17 protein-coding genes are annotated in these 21555 nt (G+C 45.0%); 11 read left to right on the top strand and 6 right to left on the bottom strand.

What is annotated here, in order from left to right; genetic code table 11:
• From AC2CG4_RS14345 to AC2CG4_RS14320, 6 genes are all read left to right on the top strand, one after another.
• Nucleotides 1-1677, top strand: a 1677-nt coding sequence (locus AC2CG4_RS14345; RefSeq protein WP_484486914.1) for a contractile injection system tape measure protein, incomplete at its 5' end; no start/stop codon positions are given.
• A 23-nt stretch (nt 1678-1700) separates the two neighbouring features.
• A complete protein-coding gene (locus AC2CG4_RS14340) occupies nt 1701-3056 on the top strand; it encodes an ATP-binding protein (protein WP_484486913.1) in 1356 nt (451 codons plus the stop codon).
• Nucleotides 3057-3130: 74 nt separating this feature from the next.
• Entirely contained in the window at nt 3131-6076 is a 2946-nt protein-coding gene (locus tag AC2CG4_RS14335; protein WP_484486912.1) for a hypothetical protein, read from the top strand.
• Entirely contained in the window at nt 6063-7268 is a 1206-nt protein-coding gene (locus tag AC2CG4_RS14330; RefSeq protein ID WP_484486911.1) for an ABC transporter substrate-binding protein, read from the top strand. Before AC2CG4_RS14335 ends, AC2CG4_RS14330 begins: the two co-directional genes overlap by 14 nt.
• Nucleotides 7258-9402: a cache domain-containing protein gene (locus AC2CG4_RS14325; RefSeq protein WP_484486910.1), complete on the top strand. Its 2145-nt coding sequence runs from the start codon at nt 7258-7260 to the stop codon at nt 9400-9402. Before AC2CG4_RS14330 ends, AC2CG4_RS14325 begins: the two co-directional genes overlap by 11 nt.
• An 82-nt stretch (nt 9403-9484) precedes the next feature.
• Nucleotides 9485-10543 (top strand): eCIS core domain-containing protein, encoded by a 1059-nt coding sequence (locus tag AC2CG4_RS14320; RefSeq protein ID WP_484486909.1) that lies wholly within the window; start codon nt 9485-9487, stop codon nt 10541-10543.
• A gap of 102 nt (nt 10544-10645) precedes the next feature.
• Here AC2CG4_RS14320 and AC2CG4_RS14315 read toward each other — a convergent pair whose 3' ends face one another.
• From AC2CG4_RS14315 to AC2CG4_RS14290, 6 genes are all read right to left on the bottom strand, one after another.
• Nucleotides 10646-10873: a hypothetical protein gene (locus tag AC2CG4_RS14315; protein WP_484486908.1), complete on the bottom strand. Its 228-nt coding sequence runs from the start codon at nt 10871-10873 to the stop codon at nt 10646-10648.
• A gap of 15 nt (nt 10874-10888) precedes the next feature.
• Nucleotides 10889-11668 (bottom strand): nucleotidyltransferase domain-containing protein, encoded by a 780-nt coding sequence (locus tag AC2CG4_RS14310; protein WP_484486907.1) that lies wholly within the window; start codon nt 11666-11668, stop codon nt 10889-10891.
• A gap of 26 nt (nt 11669-11694) precedes the next feature.
• Nucleotides 11695-12453, bottom strand: coding sequence for a magnesium transporter CorA family protein (locus tag AC2CG4_RS14305; protein WP_484486906.1), 759 nt, complete (start codon nt 12451-12453; stop codon nt 11695-11697).
• A 297-nt stretch (nt 12454-12750) separates the two neighbouring features.
• Entirely contained in the window at nt 12751-14061 is a 1311-nt protein-coding gene (locus tag AC2CG4_RS14300) for a DNA cytosine methyltransferase (RefSeq protein ID WP_484486905.1), read from the bottom strand.
• Nucleotides 14062-14126: 65 nt separating this feature from the next.
• Nucleotides 14127-14861, bottom strand: a complete 735-nt coding sequence (locus AC2CG4_RS14295; RefSeq protein WP_062057589.1) for an Eco47II family restriction endonuclease — start codon at nt 14859-14861, stop codon at nt 14127-14129.
• Nucleotides 14862-15191: 330 nt separating this feature from the next.
• Nucleotides 15192-15728: a DUF924 family protein gene (locus AC2CG4_RS14290; RefSeq protein WP_484486904.1), complete on the bottom strand. Its 537-nt coding sequence runs from the start codon at nt 15726-15728 to the stop codon at nt 15192-15194.
• Between the two features lie 175 nt (nt 15729-15903).
• On the opposite strand from AC2CG4_RS14290, the gene AC2CG4_RS14285 reads away from it, so the two are divergent.
• The 5 genes from AC2CG4_RS14285 (at nt 15904) to AC2CG4_RS14265 (ending at nt 21465) form a co-directional block, all read left to right on the top strand.
• Nucleotides 15904-16932, top strand: coding sequence for an alpha/beta hydrolase (locus tag AC2CG4_RS14285; RefSeq protein ID WP_484486903.1), 1029 nt, complete (start codon nt 15904-15906; stop codon nt 16930-16932).
• A gap of 208 nt (nt 16933-17140) precedes the next feature.
• A complete protein-coding gene (locus tag AC2CG4_RS14280) occupies nt 17141-17410 on the top strand; it encodes a helix-turn-helix domain-containing protein (RefSeq protein WP_484486902.1) in 270 nt (89 codons plus the stop codon).
• Nucleotides 17400-18620 carry a type II toxin-antitoxin system HipA family toxin gene (locus tag AC2CG4_RS14275; RefSeq protein ID WP_484486901.1) on the top strand — a complete coding sequence of 407 codons (1221 nt, stop codon included), beginning with the start codon at nt 17400-17402 and terminating at the stop codon, nt 18618-18620. Before AC2CG4_RS14280 ends, AC2CG4_RS14275 begins: the two co-directional genes overlap by 11 nt.
• Before the next feature lie 3 nt (nt 18621-18623).
• Entirely contained in the window at nt 18624-20429 is a 1806-nt protein-coding gene (gene recQ / locus AC2CG4_RS14270) for a DNA helicase RecQ (protein ID WP_484486900.1), read from the top strand.
• Between the two features lies 1 nt (nt 20430).
• Nucleotides 20431-21465 carry a metal-dependent hydrolase gene (locus AC2CG4_RS14265; RefSeq protein WP_484486899.1) on the top strand — a complete coding sequence of 345 codons (1035 nt, stop codon included), beginning with the start codon at nt 20431-20433 and terminating at the stop codon, nt 21463-21465.
• Nucleotides 21466-21555 lie beyond the last annotated feature (90 nt).

Below are 21555 nucleotides of genomic sequence, written 5' to 3'. Positions count from 1 at the left end.
GAACATTATTTGCAGCAAGAGATTGCTGGCATTGAACAAAAACAAGAAACTGTTCAACAAGCATTAGAGTCGGATACTAAAAATTCAACTCGCCATAGTGCGCAAAAAGTTACGCAAACTTCAAAGCAAGATATTACGCAATCTGCACCTGCGCCAACAACCTCCGTTAAAAGTATTGTCGATATCGCACAGGTTCTTTTGTCCGAGCGCGAACCATTATCCCTATTGCAAGGTTTGCGGTTTGATCAAGCGCAATGGCAGCAGCTAACAGTCGCCTTAATGCAGCAAGAACCGCTTATTCACCTCGGCTCAAATACTGACTTAATAAAAGCGATTCAACTTCACGCCTTAAAAACGGTACGGGTATCGGCCTATTATCAATTATTAATTAATTCGATTTTACAGAGACAACCAATCGATCTTGAAGCTTGTGTAGCCGCTGCTGTTGATGGTGCTGGTCTGGTTAATAAAAACACCAATAACGAGAATTTACTCGATACAGATAATAGGCAATCAGAACAACCAATATTACATCAGGCAATGGACTATCTACCAATCAGTGAAAAAGATCGCAGCATAGATAATACTGGGTTACTGCTACCAGCGTTGCTAGGGGCCGAATTGCCTCTCAATCGAGAGCAACTGTTGGCCTTGCAACAATATATTAATCAGCTTCTGAATCGCCCAACTCAGGCGATTTTTGCAGAATGGCGGGCATTGTTAGCAATTGCACAACATGCGCGAGTGCTTATCAATTCAATCCCTGCGCATCTACTGCATAGAATAATAATGCGTTTGCAGCCGGAGCGTTACCCGTGGCTCGATGCAGTAGTAAAAATTGTGATGGAAGCCTTGGCGCTATTAGTGGCTGATACCAATAGTCTCCTTATTAAACAAACAAAATGGGAATTTATTTTCAATTATGTATTCTCAGCTGCTGTTATTAACACCAGTCAAACCCCTGCGCAGGCATTAGATCTTGCAATTGAACTCTGTGGCCGTCTGGCAAATGCGACGGGTATTGAGGATGAGCAGCGCCTGGTAAATCTCACGCAGCGCCGTCTTGCGTTATTAAGACCGCCGGCGACGCTAAAACCAGCGATGCGATTGCAGGAGATAAATACCAATCCCACAACTAATAACGACGAGACCACCCCGCAATGGGAATCGGGCTTGCATATCAACAATGCAGGTCAGGTATTAGCTGGCGCATTTCTTCCACGTCTATTTTCTATGTTGAACTTGATTCAGGATGGAAAATTTATCCATCCAGCTGCGGCAGATCGCGCGGTGCATTTAGTGCAATTTATGGTGACGGGACAAAGCAGCACGCCGGAATACGATTTGATTCTGAATAAAATTTTATGTGGGATCAGCAGCAGTATTCCAATCAGTGCTGGCATTGAGATAACTGAACAAGAGCGAACACTAATCGAGCAAATGCTCACTAGCATGATCCAACATTGGAAAGTTCTAGGCTCAACTTCCATTAGCGGGCTACGCGAAACATTTTTCCAGCGTCAGGGTTGGTTGGTACTGGAAGAAGATTGTTGGCGATTGAAAGTAAAGGAGCAGACATTTGATTTGCTGCTCGATCGCCTGCCATGGAGTATCAGCCTGATTAAACACGGGTGGATGGATAAACCGCTGCGCGTTTCCTGGCGCGATTTTTCCTGATAATCGACTGAGATAAGTGTGCCATGATGATTAGCCAAGCTAATGCTAAAACACTCGAACAGGAACTTGCCTGGTTTGATGCTGTATTGAATTTACGTTTTACCCATTATTTCGGTGCGCCTGAAACGCAACAAGCCACTGCCGATGTGCGCAGCCTAATGCCGCCGGATCTACAGAATGACGCATCGCCCTACGCTGAGATCGTGCGCACCTACACGATGGGATTTGATGAGCGACTAATTTTTATTTTATGCCTAATCCCACATTTGCGGCCGCAGGCATTGGATATCTTTTTTACCCAAAGTCAGGTTACTGGCCGCACTTATACTGAGTTTGGTGGTTGGCGCGGCAAAGCTCATAGCGGCTTCTTGCCCACAGCGGAAACTGCGGTATTTATCTTAGCCGGGCAGGAATTAAATCGCCGTTTTGATGCATTGCAGTTATTTGATGAGCAGCATTATTTTTTGAAGCAGCGGTTGATTAAGCTAGAGCATCAAGCCAGTGGCGAACCCTTTTTGAATGCAACTATTTCGGTCACTGCAGAATTCTTACATCGCTGTACACATGGCCATGTACATAAACCGGATTACAGCATTGAATTTCCAGCAAAATTAATCACCAGCAAACTCACTTGGGATGATTTGGTCTTGTCGGCTGACGTAATGGATGAAATTGATCATTTGCACACATGGCTGCGTCAAGGCAAGGAGCTGGTGAGCCGCTGGGGATTGGAAAAATCCATTAAAGCAGGCTATCGCAGTTTATTTTTTGGGCCACCGGGAACAGGAAAAACCCTAACAGCTACATTATTGGGTGCCAGTGTAGGTGTAGATGTGTACCGCATTGATTTATCCATGGTGGTTTCCAAATACATAGGTGAAACGGAAAAAAATCTCGCTGGTGTATTTGACCAGGCAGAAAATAAAAATTGGATCTTATTTTTTGATGAAGCCGATGCCTTGTTTGGTAAGCGCACTCAAACGAGCAGTTCAAATGATCGCCACGCAAATCAGGAAATTTCCTACCTGTTGCAGCGTGTAGAAGATTTTCCTGGTGTTGTTATCCTCGCGAGCAATATTAAAGCGAATATCGATGAAGCCTTTGCGCGCCGATTTCAATCGATAATCTATTTTCCATTGCCTGATGAAACTGAGCGGTTGCGCTTGTGGAGAAATCTATTGCCAGACACTTCCCTGTTAGCCAACGATGTTGATCTGGAAGCATTGGCAGAAAAATATGAGCTCTCTGGCGGCTCACTAACCAATGTGGTGCGCTACGCAGCCATCCGCGCAACTCGCATGCAGCGCGACACCCTTGAACAAGCTGATTTAGTGCAAGGCATCAATAAAGAACTTCTCAAGGAGGGGCGTACGCTCTAACTGCTATGATTACTGCCTTAACAAAAAAATCACCGTTACTACTGTTAGGTTTTTTATTCGCAGTCGCATGTAGTTTGCATACTCAGGCTGCTCCTGCAGGTGCAACATTTAACAAAGACAAATGTCTCGGTTATGAGTTGGAATATAAAAAATATCCCAAACCCGTTATTGCCCAAGTACAGGCGGATATGTACCAGCTGTACCATCTGGAACCGGAGTGGAAAAAAGACGCAGGCCGCCCCGGCAAGCCGTTAAACGATGGCATTCTAGGGCCAATTACCTGGTCGTGGATGCAGCGCTTTTGTAATAGTTTTGCCTTGGATAAGGATGGTGAAGCGGTAGTTGTGTTGCCAGCAAGAGCGACGGCTATCGCCAGCTTTTCAGAAAAACACCGCACCGACACAGATACTCTTATCAGCAAAGAATTTGCCCTCTGGGCGGCCACACATTTCACCGCATGTGACCTGGATGTGAAAGAAACTCTAGCGCAAGGCAAGGATGAGGAGTTACAAACGCTACTAGATTGTTATCGAAAACCACCAGCACCAGCCGCAGAACAGCGAATTGTTGTACCGCAACCGGTTAAGCCTTTTCATCTCTACGTACTGCGTGAAGATGATTTTGAAGCTATGGCCGGGGCGGTGAAAAAGATAAGTACTGCAGAAACTGTGTTGGATGTAATCAAAGGGAAGGAGTTTCCCGATAAGCAGTCAGCAACGGCGGAAATCGCTGCACTCCTAACAAAATTGCCGCCAGAAGAAAGTCAAAAAATTACCGATAAAATCAGTAGCGGTATTGTGGAATACAGGCGTTATGAAATAAATGACGATGTATTAAACACGCTTGTGCAGCAGGGTATTAGCGATGCACTATTTGAAACGCTGTCCGCAATGAAAGTTAAATCGTTTAAAGATCAAAATGCATTTAGAAAGGCGATAACAGCGGCAATAGAAAAGTCTAAGCCAACTAACCCTCCACCGATTGCTGCTGAGCAAGCGCAAACTAGCTCGGCAATTAGTTCAACTGCTGCTGAAAATAGCGCAGAGGTTGCAGCTGTCAATGTTGACAAGCTGATCTTACAAATTCAGATCGCCAGTCAAAGCAGCTACTTTATGCTGAGCGATGCAATGGCAGATTCAATGCGCAGCAGTAAAAAGCCCCTTGCTAATGTTGTTATAAAATTAATGCAGACCCTCAAGGATGTTGAATACCCTAGTGCAGAACTTTTACAGTTAGCGATTAAAAACAAAATTTTCAAAGCCTCGGGCATTTGCAAACTGGATAAATCCAATACCCTGGACACGCAATTAGGCAACCTTGAGCCCGCCGAAAAAGCCCTGCTATTTAATGAGTTACAGACTTACTTTAAAGATACTACGGATGGGCCGATTAAATTTTGCAATGAAGATCACGTGCAGTCTTTAGGCAAGTATTTTAACAAAGAACTGATGCCTATCCTCGAACAGTTCTATAGTGAGCCCATGCCACCCTACACGGGCAAGCCCATCCTTTGGAGCGGCGCCCATGAAAATTGCGGCTGTGTACCAAAAGAGATACAAACAACTGCCTATGGCATTTTCCCTTATTGGAAAACAACCGATACAGTACAGATATTTGATTTCAGCACGTTTAATCGGGTGGCGTATTTTGGCTTAACTGTTAGTGATACCGGCCAATTAAATCAAATAAATAGTCGCCCTGGCGTCGCAAATCTATTGACTGACAATAGCGATAGTGCCAAGGCATTTATTCACGAAGCGCGCCGCTACGGTAGCAAAGTAGATTGGATTATTGAAAAGGAGTTTTCACTGTCACCTGAACTGGAAGACGATAAAAACTTAAAAATATTTTTTGATAATTTGAAACATCAACTAACCACGTTTTTATCGCTACCCCTTACTTCTACTGAGGCGCGCCTACTTCCCTGGTTAACCTTGGGGTTAACCAGCCAGCCAAATAATGGCGATGGGGTAACGTTTTACTTTAAAAATTATCCTCGGTCGCAACCGGCCAAAGATAGATTTGATGCCTTTTTTAAAGAGCTAAAGGCGGAACTTGCATTGCAGGATAAAGTCCGCAATCGCTTTCATGCGATAAAACATAACACCTATATCAATATTATGGTTAGACAATCCGAATTCTTAGAATCGGATTTTGTATTTAGTAACAATCATCTTGATTTGTTAACCGGGGTTAATCGTTACTCGCATAACAATCTTTCAATTCCCGAGGTGCAGGAAAAAGTCGGCAGCTTGATAGTGTTGATTATGGAAGACCCCTATTACACCGCGCTTGATGAAATTTATGCAGTGACTAAAAGCATGAATCGCGATCTTCTCGCCCCGTTGATGTTTATTGATTATTCCGCAATGGAAAATAAATCACTTAACAAAGGAATGGAACAAATTGATGAGCGACAAAAACGGTTGGAATACATTCATGAAAGTTTTGGTGGTGGAAGCTTCTGGCCAATACTGGAATACATTGGCGCAAGCGATGGCAAAGACTATCAAGCAGTTAATAGTTATATTGGTACACATTTCGCACCCGGTTATTCTGAATCCTTGTGGAATGAAGTGCTCTGCGGCTACCGCTGGTTGCTAATCGCTATCATGAATATTTGGTTAGTGGTGGCGTTGTTGTACGTATTGATTGTGTTCTACATCTATCCACATCGCTGCAAAAAACTTCCTACTGTTATTGCATGGTTGCCTCATCCGTTAACCGTCATAAGTGCGCTCTTACCACCCATTATAGTGTGGGTATATTTAATTGCGGTTGATCCGCTGTTTAATATGGTCAATTTATCCAGTCTGTTAGGCTTGGTGTTATTAGGTCTCGCGTTAAAGGCTGGTATTAATGCTGTTACAGCACTGAAGGAACAAAAACCAAATCGCAATCTATTGCACCACCAAAAAATCGCCAGCTTACCTCGACGTGACTTACCCGCGCCAAGCGTAGAGCAAGCAAGTGAATCAGATTCAGAATTAGATGACGGTGAATATGATGACCGCATTTAATATGAAACAACAAAATAATTCGGGCGGTAGAATTGGTTTGTGGGTCGGAGCCCTGTTGGGGCTAGGCACGTATTTTTGGGTATCTAATAGTGTTGCTCAAATTGATTGCGCAGAACATTTCCCGGCCGCCACTAACACGATTAAATTGGGTATGAGCACGGCCTTGAGTGGCCCGATTCAATATCTTGGTGTGTCTATGTCGCAAGGTGTGCAGCAGCGAATTGCAGAAGCCAATTGCGATGTTTTTTGGCGCCGCCAAGGCATTCAGTTCGAGCTCATTGTGTTGGATGATAGTTACGACCCAGAGGCCGCAGCACATAATACCCGTGAACTTATTGAGCAGCACAAAGTGATTGCCATTGTGGGCAATGTCGGTACGCCAACGGCCGATAAAACCTGGAAGATTGCCAATGAAAGACAAGTGGTATTTTACGGTGCGTACACTGGCGCAAATATATTACGGCTGAGCCCTCCCGCTGCTTATGTCTTTAATTATCGCCCTAGTTATGATCAGGAAATGGACGCGATAGTTGCCGATATTGTTAAACAAGGTATCTCAATTAAATCCATCGGTTTATTTTTGCAAAATGATTCATTTGGCAATGCTGGTTTAGCCTCTTTGCAAAAGTCTTTAGCCAAGTTATGCAATGAGTGTCAGGAAAATGTGTTGCAAATGCGCTACGAGCGCAACAGCTTAAAAACCAATGCCGCATTGCAAGAATTTATTAAGGCCAGTGTAAAGCCCAAAGTAGTTATTTTGGTGGGCGCGGTTGAGCCAACCGCTGAATTCATTCGTTTTGCGCAGCGCTTGTCGCCTGCTACTCGTTTTTATAGTTTGTCATTTACCAGCGCGACTGCATTGACAGAAAAGTTAGCTATGAAAGATCTTAATCTTACGCTTTCGCAAGTAGTACCAAATCCCAATAGTGAAAGCGCCAAGGTTTACGAATATGGATCAATACCGAATGAGGTGTATCACGAAGGTTATTTAGAAACTGAATTGTTATTAAGTGCAATACGCAACATTAAAGATGCTATCAATAGCCAGACATTGCGTGCGAGTTTGGTGCAATTAGAGCGCGAGCTACCCGGTGAGGTGGGTGATCATCAAATGATGGATAGGGTGTGGTTGACGCACTTACACGATAAAAATGTAAACAATGTGCAAGGTGATGCCGAACATGTTAAATAATAAATCGCGCTTATTTTTGCTTGGCTTGAACCTCATAACAGCGGCACTTATCCTATTTGCTGTAGTTCAGGCAATCTACGTGTTTAATAAATATCAACAAGGTCAACACAGCTCCAAATTATGGGCGGAGCAGCAAACACGATTTTTGGCCGATGATTTATCCAACAAAATTCAGGCGATTGCAGCTGTTGCCGACGAACTTGCCGCACTCTTGAGTGCAGCTGATTGTAGCCCATGCAAAATAGAAGAAAATCTGCGTGCTACCTATCTACAGCACACTGAATTTGCCGCCCTGGGCGTAGCATTTGATGCAGAGGCTTCCGGGACTCATTTTCGCCTTTATGCCCCCTTTATTCGGCAAAACGCCAAAGGCGCCAGAATTGAACGGTTAGATAGCTATTACGATTATTTTGTCGGTAATAATCAGCCGCAGGATTTACTGCACAACCCTGAGGCTTGGTATCAAATTGCAAAAATCCAGGAGCGTCAATGGCTGGCACCGTTTTATGAGGCAGCACTGGAGCAACATGTCATTCGTTATACCGCGCCAGTCTACAGTGCGCAGCAGAAAAAAATTGGCGTGGTTTTTGTCGATATCAATTTTGAATGGCTACATGATCAAATCGAGAAATATGACGTTAAAGATAACAACTACTTAAATCTTGTCACCGCGCAGGGTAATGAGTTGTACCACAGCTTAATTGGTATCGCCCAGACGACCCAACAACTTGCCCGGAGGACATTAGTTAACACCGCAATTAATAGCACAACTAATGTATTAACAGGTGAAGAGGCATGGCAACACAGTGTAGCGATTCCCGCAACCCAATGGCAGCTTACAAGTGTGATTGCCAAAACTACGATTGCGGAAATTGTTGAGGCGTCTACCGCGCGGAACACAGATAGTAACTTACTGCATAAACTTACTAAAAATGATCGTGTGGATTGGGTGACCCTATTAGTTATTATTGGCATTTTGTTTTATAGCTGTGTGCGCTTGCAGCGTAAAAGAACCAGTAGATTGCAGCTGTGGGTTGATACCGGAATTTATACTGTAATTTTCTTTTCCGGCGTTATCAGTATTTGGGTAGTGGAATATGGCGTTATTAACCCACCCAAAAATCAATCAATTATCTTGGCTAATAAAGCCATCATCGAAAAATTTGAACGTAAAAACGCTTTGCGCTCACTCAATGCTTACGATGATGCTCCCGTCTATGTGCCGGTTGGATTATTTATTCAATCCATCGAATTTCTCAGCGCTAGCAATGTCAACATTACCGGCTATATTTGGCACCGCTATCAGGAAGGGCAAGATTCCAATTACGAAATTGGCACAGTCTTTCCTGAGGCAATCACAACTAATATCAAATTGGCATATGCGCAGGAAAAAAATGGTGAGACGTTAAAAGGCTGGTATTTTGAAACGACCCTGCGCGAAAACTTTTCCCCCGATCTGTTTCCGCTAGATCGGCAATCTGTATGGATAAGGCTCTGGCACGAAAAAATTGGCGATAACATAGTGCTAGTGCCAGATCTAAAGTCTTACGACAGCCTTAATACCCGCTCATTGCCGGGCATAGAAAAAGATTTTGTGCTGTCTGGTTGGTCGTTATTTCGCTCATATTTTGAGATGCGTGAAAATCAGTACAACACTCGCCTTGGCATTGCGAGCAAAACTCCTGGTGGGGTAGTGCCGGAGTTGTATTTTAATATTGAAATTATGCGCAACTTTATCAATCCATTTCTCGCACATCTATTTCCGTTATTTGTTGTTGTGCTGATGCTCTATGCTATTGTCATCACTATGTCTACCGATGAAGAAAAGAAAGACTTTCTCGGTTTTAACGCCGCTGGCGTAGTGGCGTCTTGTTCAGCACTATTTTTTGTCGCACTTATATCCCACGTGCAAATGCGCAATGAGCTAGCCGCCAATTCGGTGGTGTATTTAGAATATTTTTATTTAATAACCTACGTGATTATTCTACTTATTACCGCAAATGCGGTTTTGTTGTCGTTAAAAGTAAAATTTTCATTTATTCAGTTTCACGACAATTTATTACCTAAACTCTTTTATTGGCCAGCTATTTCTGGCGCACTGTTTATTTGCACTGTCTGGGCGTTTCGCCACTAGTCAGTAGAAGGAAGTAGCGGTACGAACAAACGTTGCTGTTTTTATCATTGATCTACTATCAGGGAAATCCCGGGAGAACACCATGGCCTTCACAACTCGCCAAACTGCTAGCGAAGAAAAATCGGCGCAACAAGCGGCTGCCAAACCCAGTGTGCAATTATTTAACGATCAGCGCGCCTCCACCGCCGCGCAACTCAAGCAACAACAGATGATGACCTCATCACCAATCACACCTCTGCAACGCGCTGAAGATGAAGAATTGTTGCAAGGAAAATTCCAAATAGCACAATTAATGGAGGAAGAAGAGCCGTTGCAGGGAAAATTTGTCGCACAGCGTATGGAAGAGGAAGAGCCACTACAGGGCAAATTTGAAACGGCACAATTAGTGGAAGAAGAGGAACCCCTGCAGGGAAAATTTGAAACAGCGCAGCTCGCCGAAGACGAGGAATTACTACAGGGTAAGTTTGCTAATGTTGCCACTGCACAATTAGAAGAAAAACCTAACAACACCGGATTACCTAATCAACTGAAATCTGGCATTGAATCTCTGTCTGGGATGAGTATGGATGGCGTAAAAGTTCATTACAACTCAGACAAACCCGCTCAACTAAACGCCCACGCCTACGCGCAAGGCACTGACATTCACGTCGCTCCCGGTCAGGAACAGCATTTACCCCACGAAGCATGGCATGTTGTGCAACAGGCGCAAGGCCGTGTACAACCGACTACGCAAATGAAAGGCACGTCGGTTAATGATGATGTGGGGTTGGAAACTGAGGCGGATGTGATGGGTAATAAAGCCTTGTCAATACAGGCCAAACCGATCCAATCTAAAAAAGATAAAAATTTCAAAGGTGTCACTACTCAACTGAAATCGTTAGTTGCGCAATTGCAGCAAACAGATGTATGCCTTAAATCAGCATCGGGAACTTACACAGATGCTGAAGGTACATCTCAGACATTTACTTTTAGACAAGGAAGTAAAGGTAGTGATGTTTTATTCACCACGAAAAGTCATCCGAAAGGACATATTGATCATTCGGCAGAAGTAATTGATTATCTTAAAAAGCAAAGAGAAATTCCGGATGGAGCCACCAACATAGTACTTACTAGTTATGATACTTACGGAATTAAGAAGTAATTAAGTATTAGCTTTACCTACAAGCATTAATTGGTAATGCCGTCGTGAAACCCTAAGCTCTCGATAGTTGCCCGTATGAGGTTTAGCGCAATGCGGGCGCTTTTATTGCGGAACAACAAAAGTCAAATCTTCATCTATTTCAGGGTAGTGGATGAACTGGCCGTCATCCATGTTGACTAGTAGTCCTTTTTGTAAAAACGCCCAGTCTGCCTGTGGAAATTCGTGACTGAAAAGACTGTCTTCGATTATGCAGACAACTATTCCACACTTGTCTTTCCAAAGCTGGACTTGATCATGAAGCTTGATGTCCTGGCCACTTAAATATTTCATGATGAATTCACCGATTTATACGGTTAAAGATTTCTTAAATAACAGATTTAATTGTTCAATATCCCGCTCAGTATCTACTTCAACGGGCTTATGCTGTTCATAATGTTCCAACATACTTTCAATAAATTGGTTAAGTACTGGAATCGCAGGTGCCAATTCCTTTTCCATACTTTGTTTTTTGCGCTCTAATAACAATTCAATCTCTTCATTCACCTGGGGGAAATCGGTTAATAAGTCACGCAGCCGGTGAAATTCAATGGGTGCCGGTGTTTGGTATTTTTCCAACCACATAATAGAAAGCAGCGGGCGCAATACATAAAAATACTTTTTAAGTGGCACAATTTCTTCTTTGAGATAACCGCGATAATTCGTTTTGGCCATACTACGATAGTGATAAATCCCCTTCGCCGGTGAATAAATCTCCGGCAACAAAGCGCGCGCCGCAGGCGCAAACACACCGTCGTCCACATACACAATGGGCGATTGCAACCACTCCACAATTCCGGGGTTTGACCGCCACAAGAGTTGTAACGCCTTGCGAATATCCCAACCGTTAATATCAATCTCATCCACAATCGGGTATTCAATCACATCACGCTTGTCTTCCACATCAATCGTCAAATACAAATCGCGCGGATGCGCATAAATAAACCGCACATCAAAATCGCTGTTCGGCGATGCAAAGCCCCAAGCGCGGCTGCCGGATTCAATCGCGTACAGAACTTTAACACTGTGTTCTTGCTCTGCGGCTCTAATGCGTTTCAGGATTTCAGTATGGATGTGAGCTGGGATCATAAGTATCTTCTTTTTAATTTGTAAATCTATCGCTTAGGTGGTTGCCGTTTCTTCTCCGGCGCAGCGGCTGATGAAACCCAACCTTTGACAAACAACCCCAAGCCCAAACCACCCAGAAACACCAACCAAAATAAAAATAGCGGTTTGTTTTCCAATCCGCTTGGCAAGTTCATGCCAAACACGGCAGACACACTCATCAATGGAAATGCGATAGCGGCGAGAATATTGAGTTTGTGTTGCGCGCGGTTGCCAACTTCAGCGGCGCGCGCCTGTGCTTCTGCGCTGCGCGCCAAACGAAATTCCAGCGACAAACGCGCATCGGCCAATAGCAATTCAAAGCCGCGCGCAATATCCACACTGCGGTCGCGCATGTCGATAATAAACGCATCATTGCCAAGCGCTTCACGCGCGGTTTGCAGTGCCTGTTTCATATTGTTTGAAGAGCGCGCAAGCGGAATCAATCTATCGATAATGGCAAACAGTGAATCAATGCTGCTCACTTTCTCAAACCGGTCTTCAAGTTCGTTGTACAGCAAACGATAGTCTTCCATAAACTTGGCTAGCGCATGGTCGCCATGATCAATTCCCTTACACAACCATTTACCTTGCGGCAAGCGCAAAAAAATCTCATGCTCCCGCTCATTGCTATCCGCCTTCGGCGGCGCATGCAAAACCAACAACAAATGATCCGCTTCAAAAATCGCCCGCTGCGCCCCCCAGCTTTCGCTACCCAAACGAGCATTAATTTCGCTGGGTAAACTCCATTTATAATTGCTGCGTTTCATGAATGTTCTCCGAACTGAATGATTGAGAAGTTACAGCTTGCCTTGGATTTCTGCCGATTGCGAATCATACATAATCCAATTCGCAGCGGTGTGAATTACCTCATTAAGATTGCGGCGGGTTTTGCCTTTTAGCGCGCATTCCCAAATCACTAATACCTTCCAGCCCATCGCGCTACAAGCTTGAATATTGAGTTATATGCGGCAATTTTTCATTGCGGAATCCTTGAATGATATTTAATTATTATCGGATTCCGCATGGAATTGGTCTACAGACTTTAAGTCACATATAGAAAATTTTTAGACTGCGATCTTTAATTGTTTTACGGGGATTTTTGACTTTGGTTTTACTATGGATGATTTTTTTGATGTTGTATTCAACATTTCGATATCATTTAGTAACGCGACTAATGAACGGCCAACTGCGTAAGCAAGGTTAACGGGAACCGCATTACCTATTTGTTTATATTGCGCTGTGAGCGGTCCAGAAAATTCCCAGCTGTCGGGAAATGTTTGGATTCGCGCATACTCGCGCACAGTAAGAGGTCTATTTTCTTCTGGATGACATCTTTCAGTTTGTTTTTGCGCCGGGGCACAAGTTAATGTGAGGCTAGGCTCTTCCCAAGACAAACGTCTCGCCATGCCTGTTTTTCCGCCACCTAAAAAATAGCTTGCTTTCATATATTCGCGTTGCAATTTATCTGGAAGGTCACGCCAATATCCTCCTTGCGGCACTTTTGCCAATATTTCTGCCTTTCTCTTGGGATATTTTTGTCCTTCAGACTCGGGAACATCAGTAGGATAAAGCTCTCCCGCTTTCAATGCGTCACGCATAGTCATTATACGGTTATAGGGTGACGGCCAACTAAAATCCACTAAAGGCGCGAGGTCTTTACGAATACCAATTAAAAATAATCGCTCACGTTTTTGCGGAACCTGGTAAAACACTGCTTTTAGAACACGCGGATCAACAAGTTCATAACCAATGTCATCTATTACATCAGTAATTGCTTGAAGCGTTGCGCCATCCTCATGCTTCAGAAGACCACGTACATTTTCTGCAATAATTACTTTTGGATTCGTTTCCTTTACTGCACGTGCAAATTCATAAAAGAGTGTCCCACGTGTATCGTTAAACCCAAGCTTTTTACCCGCGTAAGAAAACGCCTGACAGGGGAATCCACCAGATAAAATATCAATTTTATTTTTGTAATCAGTGAAATCAACTTTTGACACATCGCCTTCAACGACATTCCAATGCGGGCGATTTAATTTGAGTGTGTTGCAAGCGTGTTTATCAATTTCATTAAGCAAAACTGATTCAAAACCCGCCTTTTCCATTCCAATTGCTAACCCACCAGCACCAGCAAACAACTCTAATAATTTATATGGGCGCAAAGGCTTAGTTTTCATTTCTTTTGCCCAAGTACTTTTAAATAGAACTTGAGCTTGCTCAAAGGTTTCGAGCTGAGATCGGTGGTAAACACGGTAATTATTATCTGGATGGCGCTGGGGTACCAACGTACCGTTGGCATCCCAGCGACGAAGGGTTTCTTTAGAAAGTGAGAGGATATCTGCTACTTGGGCGATCGAATAATATTCAGGAACCATGGCGTACACCTTGTAACATTGGACATGGTTACAACTGTATACGCATACATATATTTTGTCAAACCTTAGTCATGGTTATCACCATAAGCCATGGCAAAGTACTTGCTAAATAATTCCTTTCCTTCAAGTGTAAAGCTCTCTTCTGGATAATATGTTTTGTACGTATCCTCAATTACTTGTGGCAATACATTGTAAAGAGCTTTTAGTGAGTCTTTTTGATTTGTGACTAAGTCATAGAAACTGGCTCCATCGATAACTCTAATTTTTTCATTGGCTGCGCATTTAGTACCTTTATCTTTATCTGAAGGCGTAAATTCCTTATCCACACGTGTAGGTTTGTTTGGAATTATGTTTACGAAATAAGCAGTGTAACCCCAATAAATACTTGCTTTCGGCATAATTAATCTTTCTAACGACAGGTATTCGTTCACAAGTTTTGCGCCAGTAACGGTGGAGTATTTATTTTTAATTTCAGCAATTATTTTTCGATTTTCACATCTCAAATCGACATTTCCACCTACAGATAAATCTTCCCATCCTTTGACACTTCCAAGTATCTTTTGATGGAATGCTCCTACGTGATTTTGTACAGTTTTTTGCGCTTGTCGCGCCTCTTCGTTATTCCTCCATGCCTCGTGCGAGAGCTTAAACCCCCCAGCCTCAAAAAATGCACCAAATGGATCAATCACATTTGAATGAAATTTAGTTGCCGCAGAACTCTTTGCCTTTCGAGCTATATCGAGCACATGTTTAACAGCACCGATTAAGTTTTCATCATCAATAAAATTAAGGTATGGCATGTAATCCTCTAATTTGAAATCAAGAAACTATTTGGATATAGGTTGGTTACGTCCGGGGTTGGTCTGATGCAATTTGCCAAACGGCGTGCGGCAGTAAAGGTGCAGCGTTAACAACAGTTCATCTTCTTGCCAGTTATTCGCCACGCGCTAACCCTCGGTGGCTGGTGCTGCTGTATTTATTGTTCATCACTCTATTCCATCGCTGTTCCCTGGGGCGGATTCTGTACCAAATCGGAGCAGATGTGAAATACATCGCATTACAGGCTGGGGATTTGTATAGCTTGCCTATACAAATCCACCAAAAGTTAAACCAGTCAGGCTTTTGCCAGCCTAAAATTTCGACCCCGGTTCTTGCAAAAACTCAATCTCCTCCTCCGTCGATTCCCGTCCAAGAATCTTATTGCGATGCGGATAGCGGCCAAAGCGGGTGATGATGGCTTGGTGTTTTAGCTCAAAGTCGAGATTATTTTCCATGCCCGGTGCGCTAAATAAAGTCACCGCAATCTGGTGGATTACGGCGGATTCGCTGTGCATAAAGGGCATATAAAGAAAACTGCGCTCGGTGGGGGATAAGGCTTTGTCGGCGTCTACGGCCAGCGCCTCTTGTGCAAGTGCTAAGGCGAGTGAGTCTTGGGCGAAGGCGTGCGGGGTGTCGCGGAATATATTGCGGGAGAATTGGTCGAGAATAATAATTTCTGCCAGGCGCCCTTTTGCGGCCATGCGCCAATCAAATAATTCACAGCGTATTGCTTGGCTATGAATTGCGGAGTAGCGGCGTTTGATCTCTGCATCCAAGGATTGATCTTTCTTCCACCAGTGTACGGGTGTTAGTTCGTTAAACCAGAAGTTGAGAATGTCTTCGTACATATCTATGCCCTCCAGGAAAATGGCAGATTACTGTAAATGGAGCCTAATGAAGATGCCGTTTGCTAATGCATATGAAGTTGACGATTATCCCTTTCCCCCTGTAGCTGCTCCTTCTATGCTTGTCTACACCACAAAAAACACAGTGACAGTAATCCACAGCGAAAGAGAGGTTTTTATGCGTTGCCCCATCAACTTATTCATCGTCCTGCTATTTGGTTTATGCGCGTTGTCCGCGCAGGCTGATGATGCGGATGCAGAAGTCACAGTCTACAAGGCAATCCAGTTTGCCAAGCCCGACAATTTCCCGCTCACACTGGATATTTATGTGCCGAAGACCGGTAAAAAAACCTATCCAGTACTGGTGGTTTACCACGGCGGCGGCTGGTTAATTAATAACAATTCGATCATGAATGATTTTGCGACCAAAATCGCGCGCGATGGCGATATGGTGGTGGCGAACATGAATTACCGGCTGCTGGTGGATCAAGATAATAGCGTCACTATGAATCAAATTGTGGAGGATGCATTCGGCGGTCTGCTGTGGGTGAAAGACCATATCGCGCAATACGGTGGCGATCCAGCGCGTGTCGCCATAACGGGTGATAGCGCCGGTGGGCACCTTACGGCGATGATTCTGTTGCGCGGGCGCCAGTTGGAGAGCGATGGTTTTGCGGGTGATAGTTTAGGCTTTAATCCAAGTTATCTACCGGCTGGCAAAACCGCCGAGCAGGTGGCACAAGAGGACGGTTTACAGGTGCAGGCGGCAGTGCTGAGTTACGCGGGGTTTGATCTTTATACTCGTGCGGCTTTAGGTAATTTTGAGACAGATAAAAATAGCTTTTGGAAGTTTGCTAACGCCGAGGCGCGCGGTTTGTTCGGCAATCATATTAATGTGAAAGACAACAGCGATTACTACAAAGCGGTATCGCCGATATATTTTGTACCCAAGGCGAGTGAATATAAATTGCCCCCGCAATTTGTACACGTGGGCAGTCTGGATACCGCCACGCCACCCGCAGCGGCGCAACATTATGTTGATTTATTAAAAGCGGCCAAACAACCGGTGGAGTACAAGGTCTACCCCAATAAAAATCATGCCTATTTGGATAACGGCTGCAACTGGGCGGGCAGCTGCTTTGCGCGGGACGCGCTTTGGCCGATGGGCGATATCATTCGCTTTCTCAATAAGACGTTGGAAAACTAGGCCAACCCGCCAGTCACACCGCACTTCGTCACTCCCGCTTACGGGAGCCCAGCTTTAGGCCTTAAAACCTATGGATCCCCGCACGCGGGGATGACATTCTGGAAAATATAGACCTTTCTAAAAAATGATGAATATATTCATCATTGATGTTGATATCAGTCATTATGCTGTATATATTCATCATAATGACTGATCACCTAATACACCTATGAACTCTGCCCTTGAACAGCTCGGCTCACAAATCAAAACCCTGCGCAAACAGCGCGGGTGGAGTCAGTTGCAGCTTGCCGAAATGGCCGGTCTTGATCGCACCACCTTGGGTATGCTGGAGCGCAACGATTACACCGATATTGGCATCCGCAAGATTGAGCGAGTGCTGGCCTTATTGGGGAAAAAATTGACTCTGGCGAATGCGGGTTTGCCCACGCTGGACGAGCTGGTAGCAGCTCAGGCGGAGGGGTCGCAGCATGCAGGATAAGCTCGATGTGTTTGTCGCCAGCCAGCGTGTTGGGCGGTTGGCGCGCGTGCAACAGCGCCACAGTTTCACCTATGGCCTGGATGCAGCCGAGGCGCTCTCGCTTACCATGCCGCTGCGGCTAGAAACCTATAATTACGAGCAGGGTTTGCATCCGCTGTTTCAAATGAATTTGCCTGAGGGTTACTTGCGTCAGGCAATTGAACGTTTTGCCGCAAAACATTTTGGCAGCGATGATTTAAGCTATCTCACCCTGCTGGGCAATCATCAGATTGGACGCTTGCGCTACAGTCTGGTCGATAAAAAATTGCCAGATGAAACCGCCGCAAATCTATCACTCGATGAGCTGTTAAATAGTGATGATGCCGAACTATTCCAGCAATTATTTGACCGCTATGCGATTCATTCAGGTGTAGCGGGTGTGCAACCTAAAGTATTGATGGATGCACACAATACCAATTCGAACCCGCTGACCGACAAAGCAAGCTTGCCATTAAAAAAATATATTGTAAAAAGTTGGGGCCCCGAGTTTCCCGAGTTGGCCTGCAATGAATTTTTCTGTTTAACCCTCGCGCGCAATGCTGGCTTAGCAACACCGAATTTTTTTCTCAGCGATAACGGTAAGTTGTTGGTGTGTGAGCGGTTTGATATTGACGAGCAAGAGCAGTCACTGGGGTTTGAGGATTTTTGTGTATTGCAGGGCAAAACCACGCAACAAAAATATGAATCCAGCATAGAAGCCTGTGCCGGTACAATAATCCAATTTGTATCGCCTGAGCATGTTCAGCAAAGTCTGGAGTATTTATTTACGCTAACTCTACTGAATATCAAAATAAAAAATGGCGATGCACATTTAAAAAATCTGGGTGTGCTCTATTCCGGATTAACAGAATATCGCACAGGGCAAATGCCTTCAGTCACCCGCAAGCTCGCGCCGGTATTTGATTTAATCAGCACTACACCCTATATTCCCCGCGATTCCATGGCGCTCACCTTGACCGGCAGCAAACGCTGGCCAAAGTGGAAAGTGCTGGAAAAATTCGCCAAAATTCATTGCCGCTTGAATGGCAAAACTATCGAGAAAATTGTGAGCGATGTTGAAGAATCATGTGCGTCCAGCCATGCGTTATTGGAACAGCTAATGAACACTCACACTGGGTTTCAGGTGATTGGTGAAGAAATAGGAAAATTATTGCAGCAAAGGATGTTGTGATAGATGAATACTCCGCTTGCTATTTTAAATTCCACTTTCGGCTACCACGAATTTCGCGGCCCGCAGGCGGCGGTGATTGATGCATTGGTGGCCGGTGACGATGTGCTGGTGCTGATGCCCACTGGCGGTGGTAAATCTCTGTGTTACCAAATTCCCGCGCTGGTGCGTGAGGGTGTGGGTGTGGTGATTTCACCGCTGATTGCCCTTATGCAAGATCAGGTCAGTGCACTGCGCGAACTGGGTGTGCGCGCCGGGTTTTTAAATTCATCGCTCAGCGCGCAGGAAATGCGTGCGACCGAGTTGGCCTTGCAGCGCGGCGAATTGGATATGCTCTATGTTGCGCCCGAGCGTTTGATTCAGCCGCGCACCTTGGAATTATTTCACCAGATAAAAATTTCCTTGTTTGCGATTGATGAGGCGCACTGTGTATCGCAATGGGGGCATGATTTCCGTTCGGATTATTTAAAACTGGAATTGCTGCACCGCGAATTTCCGCAGGTGCCGCGCATTGCCTTAACCGCGACTGCAGATGTACGCACCCGCGACGAAATTATCGCGCGCTTGCAATTGGAAAATGCGCAGCAATTTATCAACGGTTTTGATCGCCCCAATATTCAATATCGCATCGCGCAAAAAAATAATCCCAAAATTCAGCTGATGCGTTTTTTGCGGGAGGAACAAGCGGGCAACTCGGGCATTATCTATTGTTTGTCGCGCAATAAAGTGGAGCAAATTGCCGCTTGGTTAAGTGGTGAAAATTTTACTGCGCTGCCCTATCACGCAGGTTTGCCGGCCAATGTGCGGCAAAAAAATCAGGAGCGATTTTTACGCGAAGACAACATCATTATGGTGGCGACTATCGCCTTCGGCATGGGTATAGACAAACCCGATGTGCGTTTTGTCGCGCATTTGGATCTGCCCAAAAGTATTGAAGCCTATTATCAGGAAACTGGTCGCGCGGGGCGCGATGGTGAACCAGCTACCACTTTATTGCTTTATGGTTTGGAAGATGTAGTGAAGCTGCGGCAGATGATGGCGCAGAGCGAAGGCAGCGAAGAATTTAAACGCAATGAACAACAGCGCTTAAATGCAATGTTGGGCTTGTGTGAAATTACCAGTTGTCGTCGCCAAAGTTTACTGCGCTACTTTGGCGATACGCTCGCGCAACCCTGCGGCAATTGCGACTGCTGCATTACCCCGCCGCAAACCTGGGATGCAACCGAAGCGGTGCAGATGGCGCTCTCCTGTGTCTATCGCACCGGCCAGCGGTTTGGTGCGGGTCATGTGATCGATGTGTTGCGCGGCAGCAATAATGAAAAAATTCTTTCGTTTGGTCATCACAAATTAACCACCTACGGCATTGGTAAACATTTAAGTGCGGATGAATGGAAAGCGGTGTTTCGCCAGCTAGTTGCGCGCGGTTTGCTCGATGTGAATGCCGATGGATTTGGTGGTTTGATCTTAAATGAAAGTTGCCGTGGGTATTTGCGCGGCGAAGAAAAAATTGCCCTGCGGCGCGATATAAAAATGGTAGCGAGTTCACCGCGCCGAGCCAACCTCGGCCAAAATATCGAAGCGGAAGATCAGGGTTTGTGGAATGCACTGCGCAGCTGCCGCAAACGTTTGGCAGAAGAACAAGGCGTACCGCCCTACGTTATTTTTCACGATGCAACATTGCGCGAAATGTTGGAGTTCCGCCCACTCACTACCGAGCAGTTGCGCAGTATTACCGGTGTGGGTGAAAGTAAATTAAAACGTTTTGGCGATGAATTTTTAGCGGTCATTCGCGCAGCGGAATACGGGGAGTAAAATGGACTCTTTATCACAAATTGCCTTAGGCGCTGCCGTTGGCGTTGCAGTGATGGGGCGCAAAACCGCGCTGTGGAACGCTGCCTTAATGGGCGCTGTGGTGGGCACCTTACCGGATCTGGATGTGTTAGTTAATCACGGTGATCCGATTCGCGAGATGACCATGCATCGCACCGAAAGCCATGCGCTGTTTTATCTCACCTTGGTTGCACCATTTTTTGCGTGGATTGTCGCAACGCTCGCGCGGCAAAAATATCTATTTAAACGTTGGTGGCTTGCTGTCTGGTTGGTTTTAATTACCCATCCATTACTCGATACCATGACGATTTACGGCACCCAACTCGCGCTGCCGTTTAGCGATTATCCCTTTGGTATTGGCAGTGTTTTTGTTATCGACCCACTCTATACCTTGCCATTATTAATCGGTACAGGCATTGCACTTGGGCGCAAACAACTAGCGGGATTGCGGTGGAATACCATTGGTCTTGCCGTTAGCAGTGTGTATTTATTGTGGGGCCTGGCGATGCAATTTTATGTTGGCACACTCGCCGATAAATCCCTCGCGGCACAGGGTTTTTCAGTGCAGCAGCGGCTTGTCACTGCAGCGCCGTTTAACAGTGTGTTGTGGCGCATAGTGGCGATTACGCCAAAGGGTTATGCCGAAGGATTTTATTCATTGCTGGATGGCGACACAGATATACGTTTTGTTGAATACCCGCGCGGAGAGGCAATTTATAATCTTGTGCGCAGCAACTGGGAAGTCAACCGCATCGCCTGGTTTAGTCACGGCTATTTTAAAATGGAGGAAAAAAATGGGGTGATCAGTATTGCGGATTTGCGTATGGGTGTTGAACCCTATTACACCTTTACTTTTGAGGTTGCCGATTACACAACTGAAAACAACCATACAAAAATAATCTTCACACCACCAAAACAAACCAGACCTGCTATTAATAGTGAACAAACGTTGCAATGGTTTCCAGCGCGGCTATTGGGTAATACAGATCAGTCACTAGTGGAGCTTTTGCAAAAATAGTTTTGTGCTTTTGTAAGCTCTGAATACAAGTAAAAAATCACGAATAATTTTTTAGGGCTGCTACTATCCCGTCAAATCATCAAAGCCCAT

It is taken from the genome of Cellvibrio sp. ATLC23 (genome assembly GCF_057196725.1).
This window is presented reverse-complemented; position numbering and strand designations above follow the sequence as displayed.

Bases quoted from the DNA above. Each gene is read 5' to 3' on its own strand.
- AC2CG4_RS14340 (WP_484486913.1), top strand. From the start codon at position 1,701: ATGATGATTAGCCAAGCTAATGCTAAAACACTCGAACAGGAACTTGCC.
- AC2CG4_RS14330 (WP_484486911.1), top strand. From the start codon at position 6,063: ATGACCGCATTTAATATGAAACAACAAAATAATTCGGGCGGTAGAATT.
- AC2CG4_RS14325 (WP_484486910.1), top strand. From the start codon at position 7,258: ATGTTAAATAATAAATCGCGCTTATTTTTGCTTGGCTTGAACCTCATA.
- AC2CG4_RS14320 (WP_484486909.1), top strand. From the start codon at position 9,485: ATGGCCTTCACAACTCGCCAAACTGCTAGCGAAGAAAAATCGGCGCAA.
- AC2CG4_RS14315 (WP_484486908.1), bottom strand. From the start codon at position 10,873: ATGAAATATTTAAGTGGCCAGGACATCAAGCTTCATGATCAAGTCCAG.
- AC2CG4_RS14310 (WP_484486907.1), bottom strand. From the start codon at position 11,668: ATGATCCCAGCTCACATCCATACTGAAATCCTGAAACGCATTAGAGCC.
- AC2CG4_RS14305 (WP_484486906.1), bottom strand. From the start codon at position 12,453: ATGAAACGCAGCAATTATAAATGGAGTTTACCCAGCGAAATTAATGCT.
- AC2CG4_RS14300 (WP_484486905.1), bottom strand. From the start codon at position 14,061: ATGGTTCCTGAATATTATTCGATCGCCCAAGTAGCAGATATCCTCTCA.
- AC2CG4_RS14295 (WP_062057589.1), bottom strand. From the start codon at position 14,861: ATGCCATACCTTAATTTTATTGATGATGAAAACTTAATCGGTGCTGTT.
- AC2CG4_RS14290 (WP_484486904.1), bottom strand. From the start codon at position 15,728: ATGTACGAAGACATTCTCAACTTCTGGTTTAACGAACTAACACCCGTA.
- AC2CG4_RS14285 (WP_484486903.1), top strand. From the start codon at position 15,904: ATGCGTTGCCCCATCAACTTATTCATCGTCCTGCTATTTGGTTTATGC.
- AC2CG4_RS14280 (WP_484486902.1), top strand. From the start codon at position 17,141: ATGAACTCTGCCCTTGAACAGCTCGGCTCACAAATCAAAACCCTGCGC.
- AC2CG4_RS14275 (WP_484486901.1), top strand. From the start codon at position 17,400: ATGCAGGATAAGCTCGATGTGTTTGTCGCCAGCCAGCGTGTTGGGCGG.
- recQ (WP_484486900.1), top strand. From the start codon at position 18,624: ATGAATACTCCGCTTGCTATTTTAAATTCCACTTTCGGCTACCACGAA.
- AC2CG4_RS14265 (WP_484486899.1), top strand. From the start codon at position 20,431: ATGGACTCTTTATCACAAATTGCCTTAGGCGCTGCCGTTGGCGTTGCA.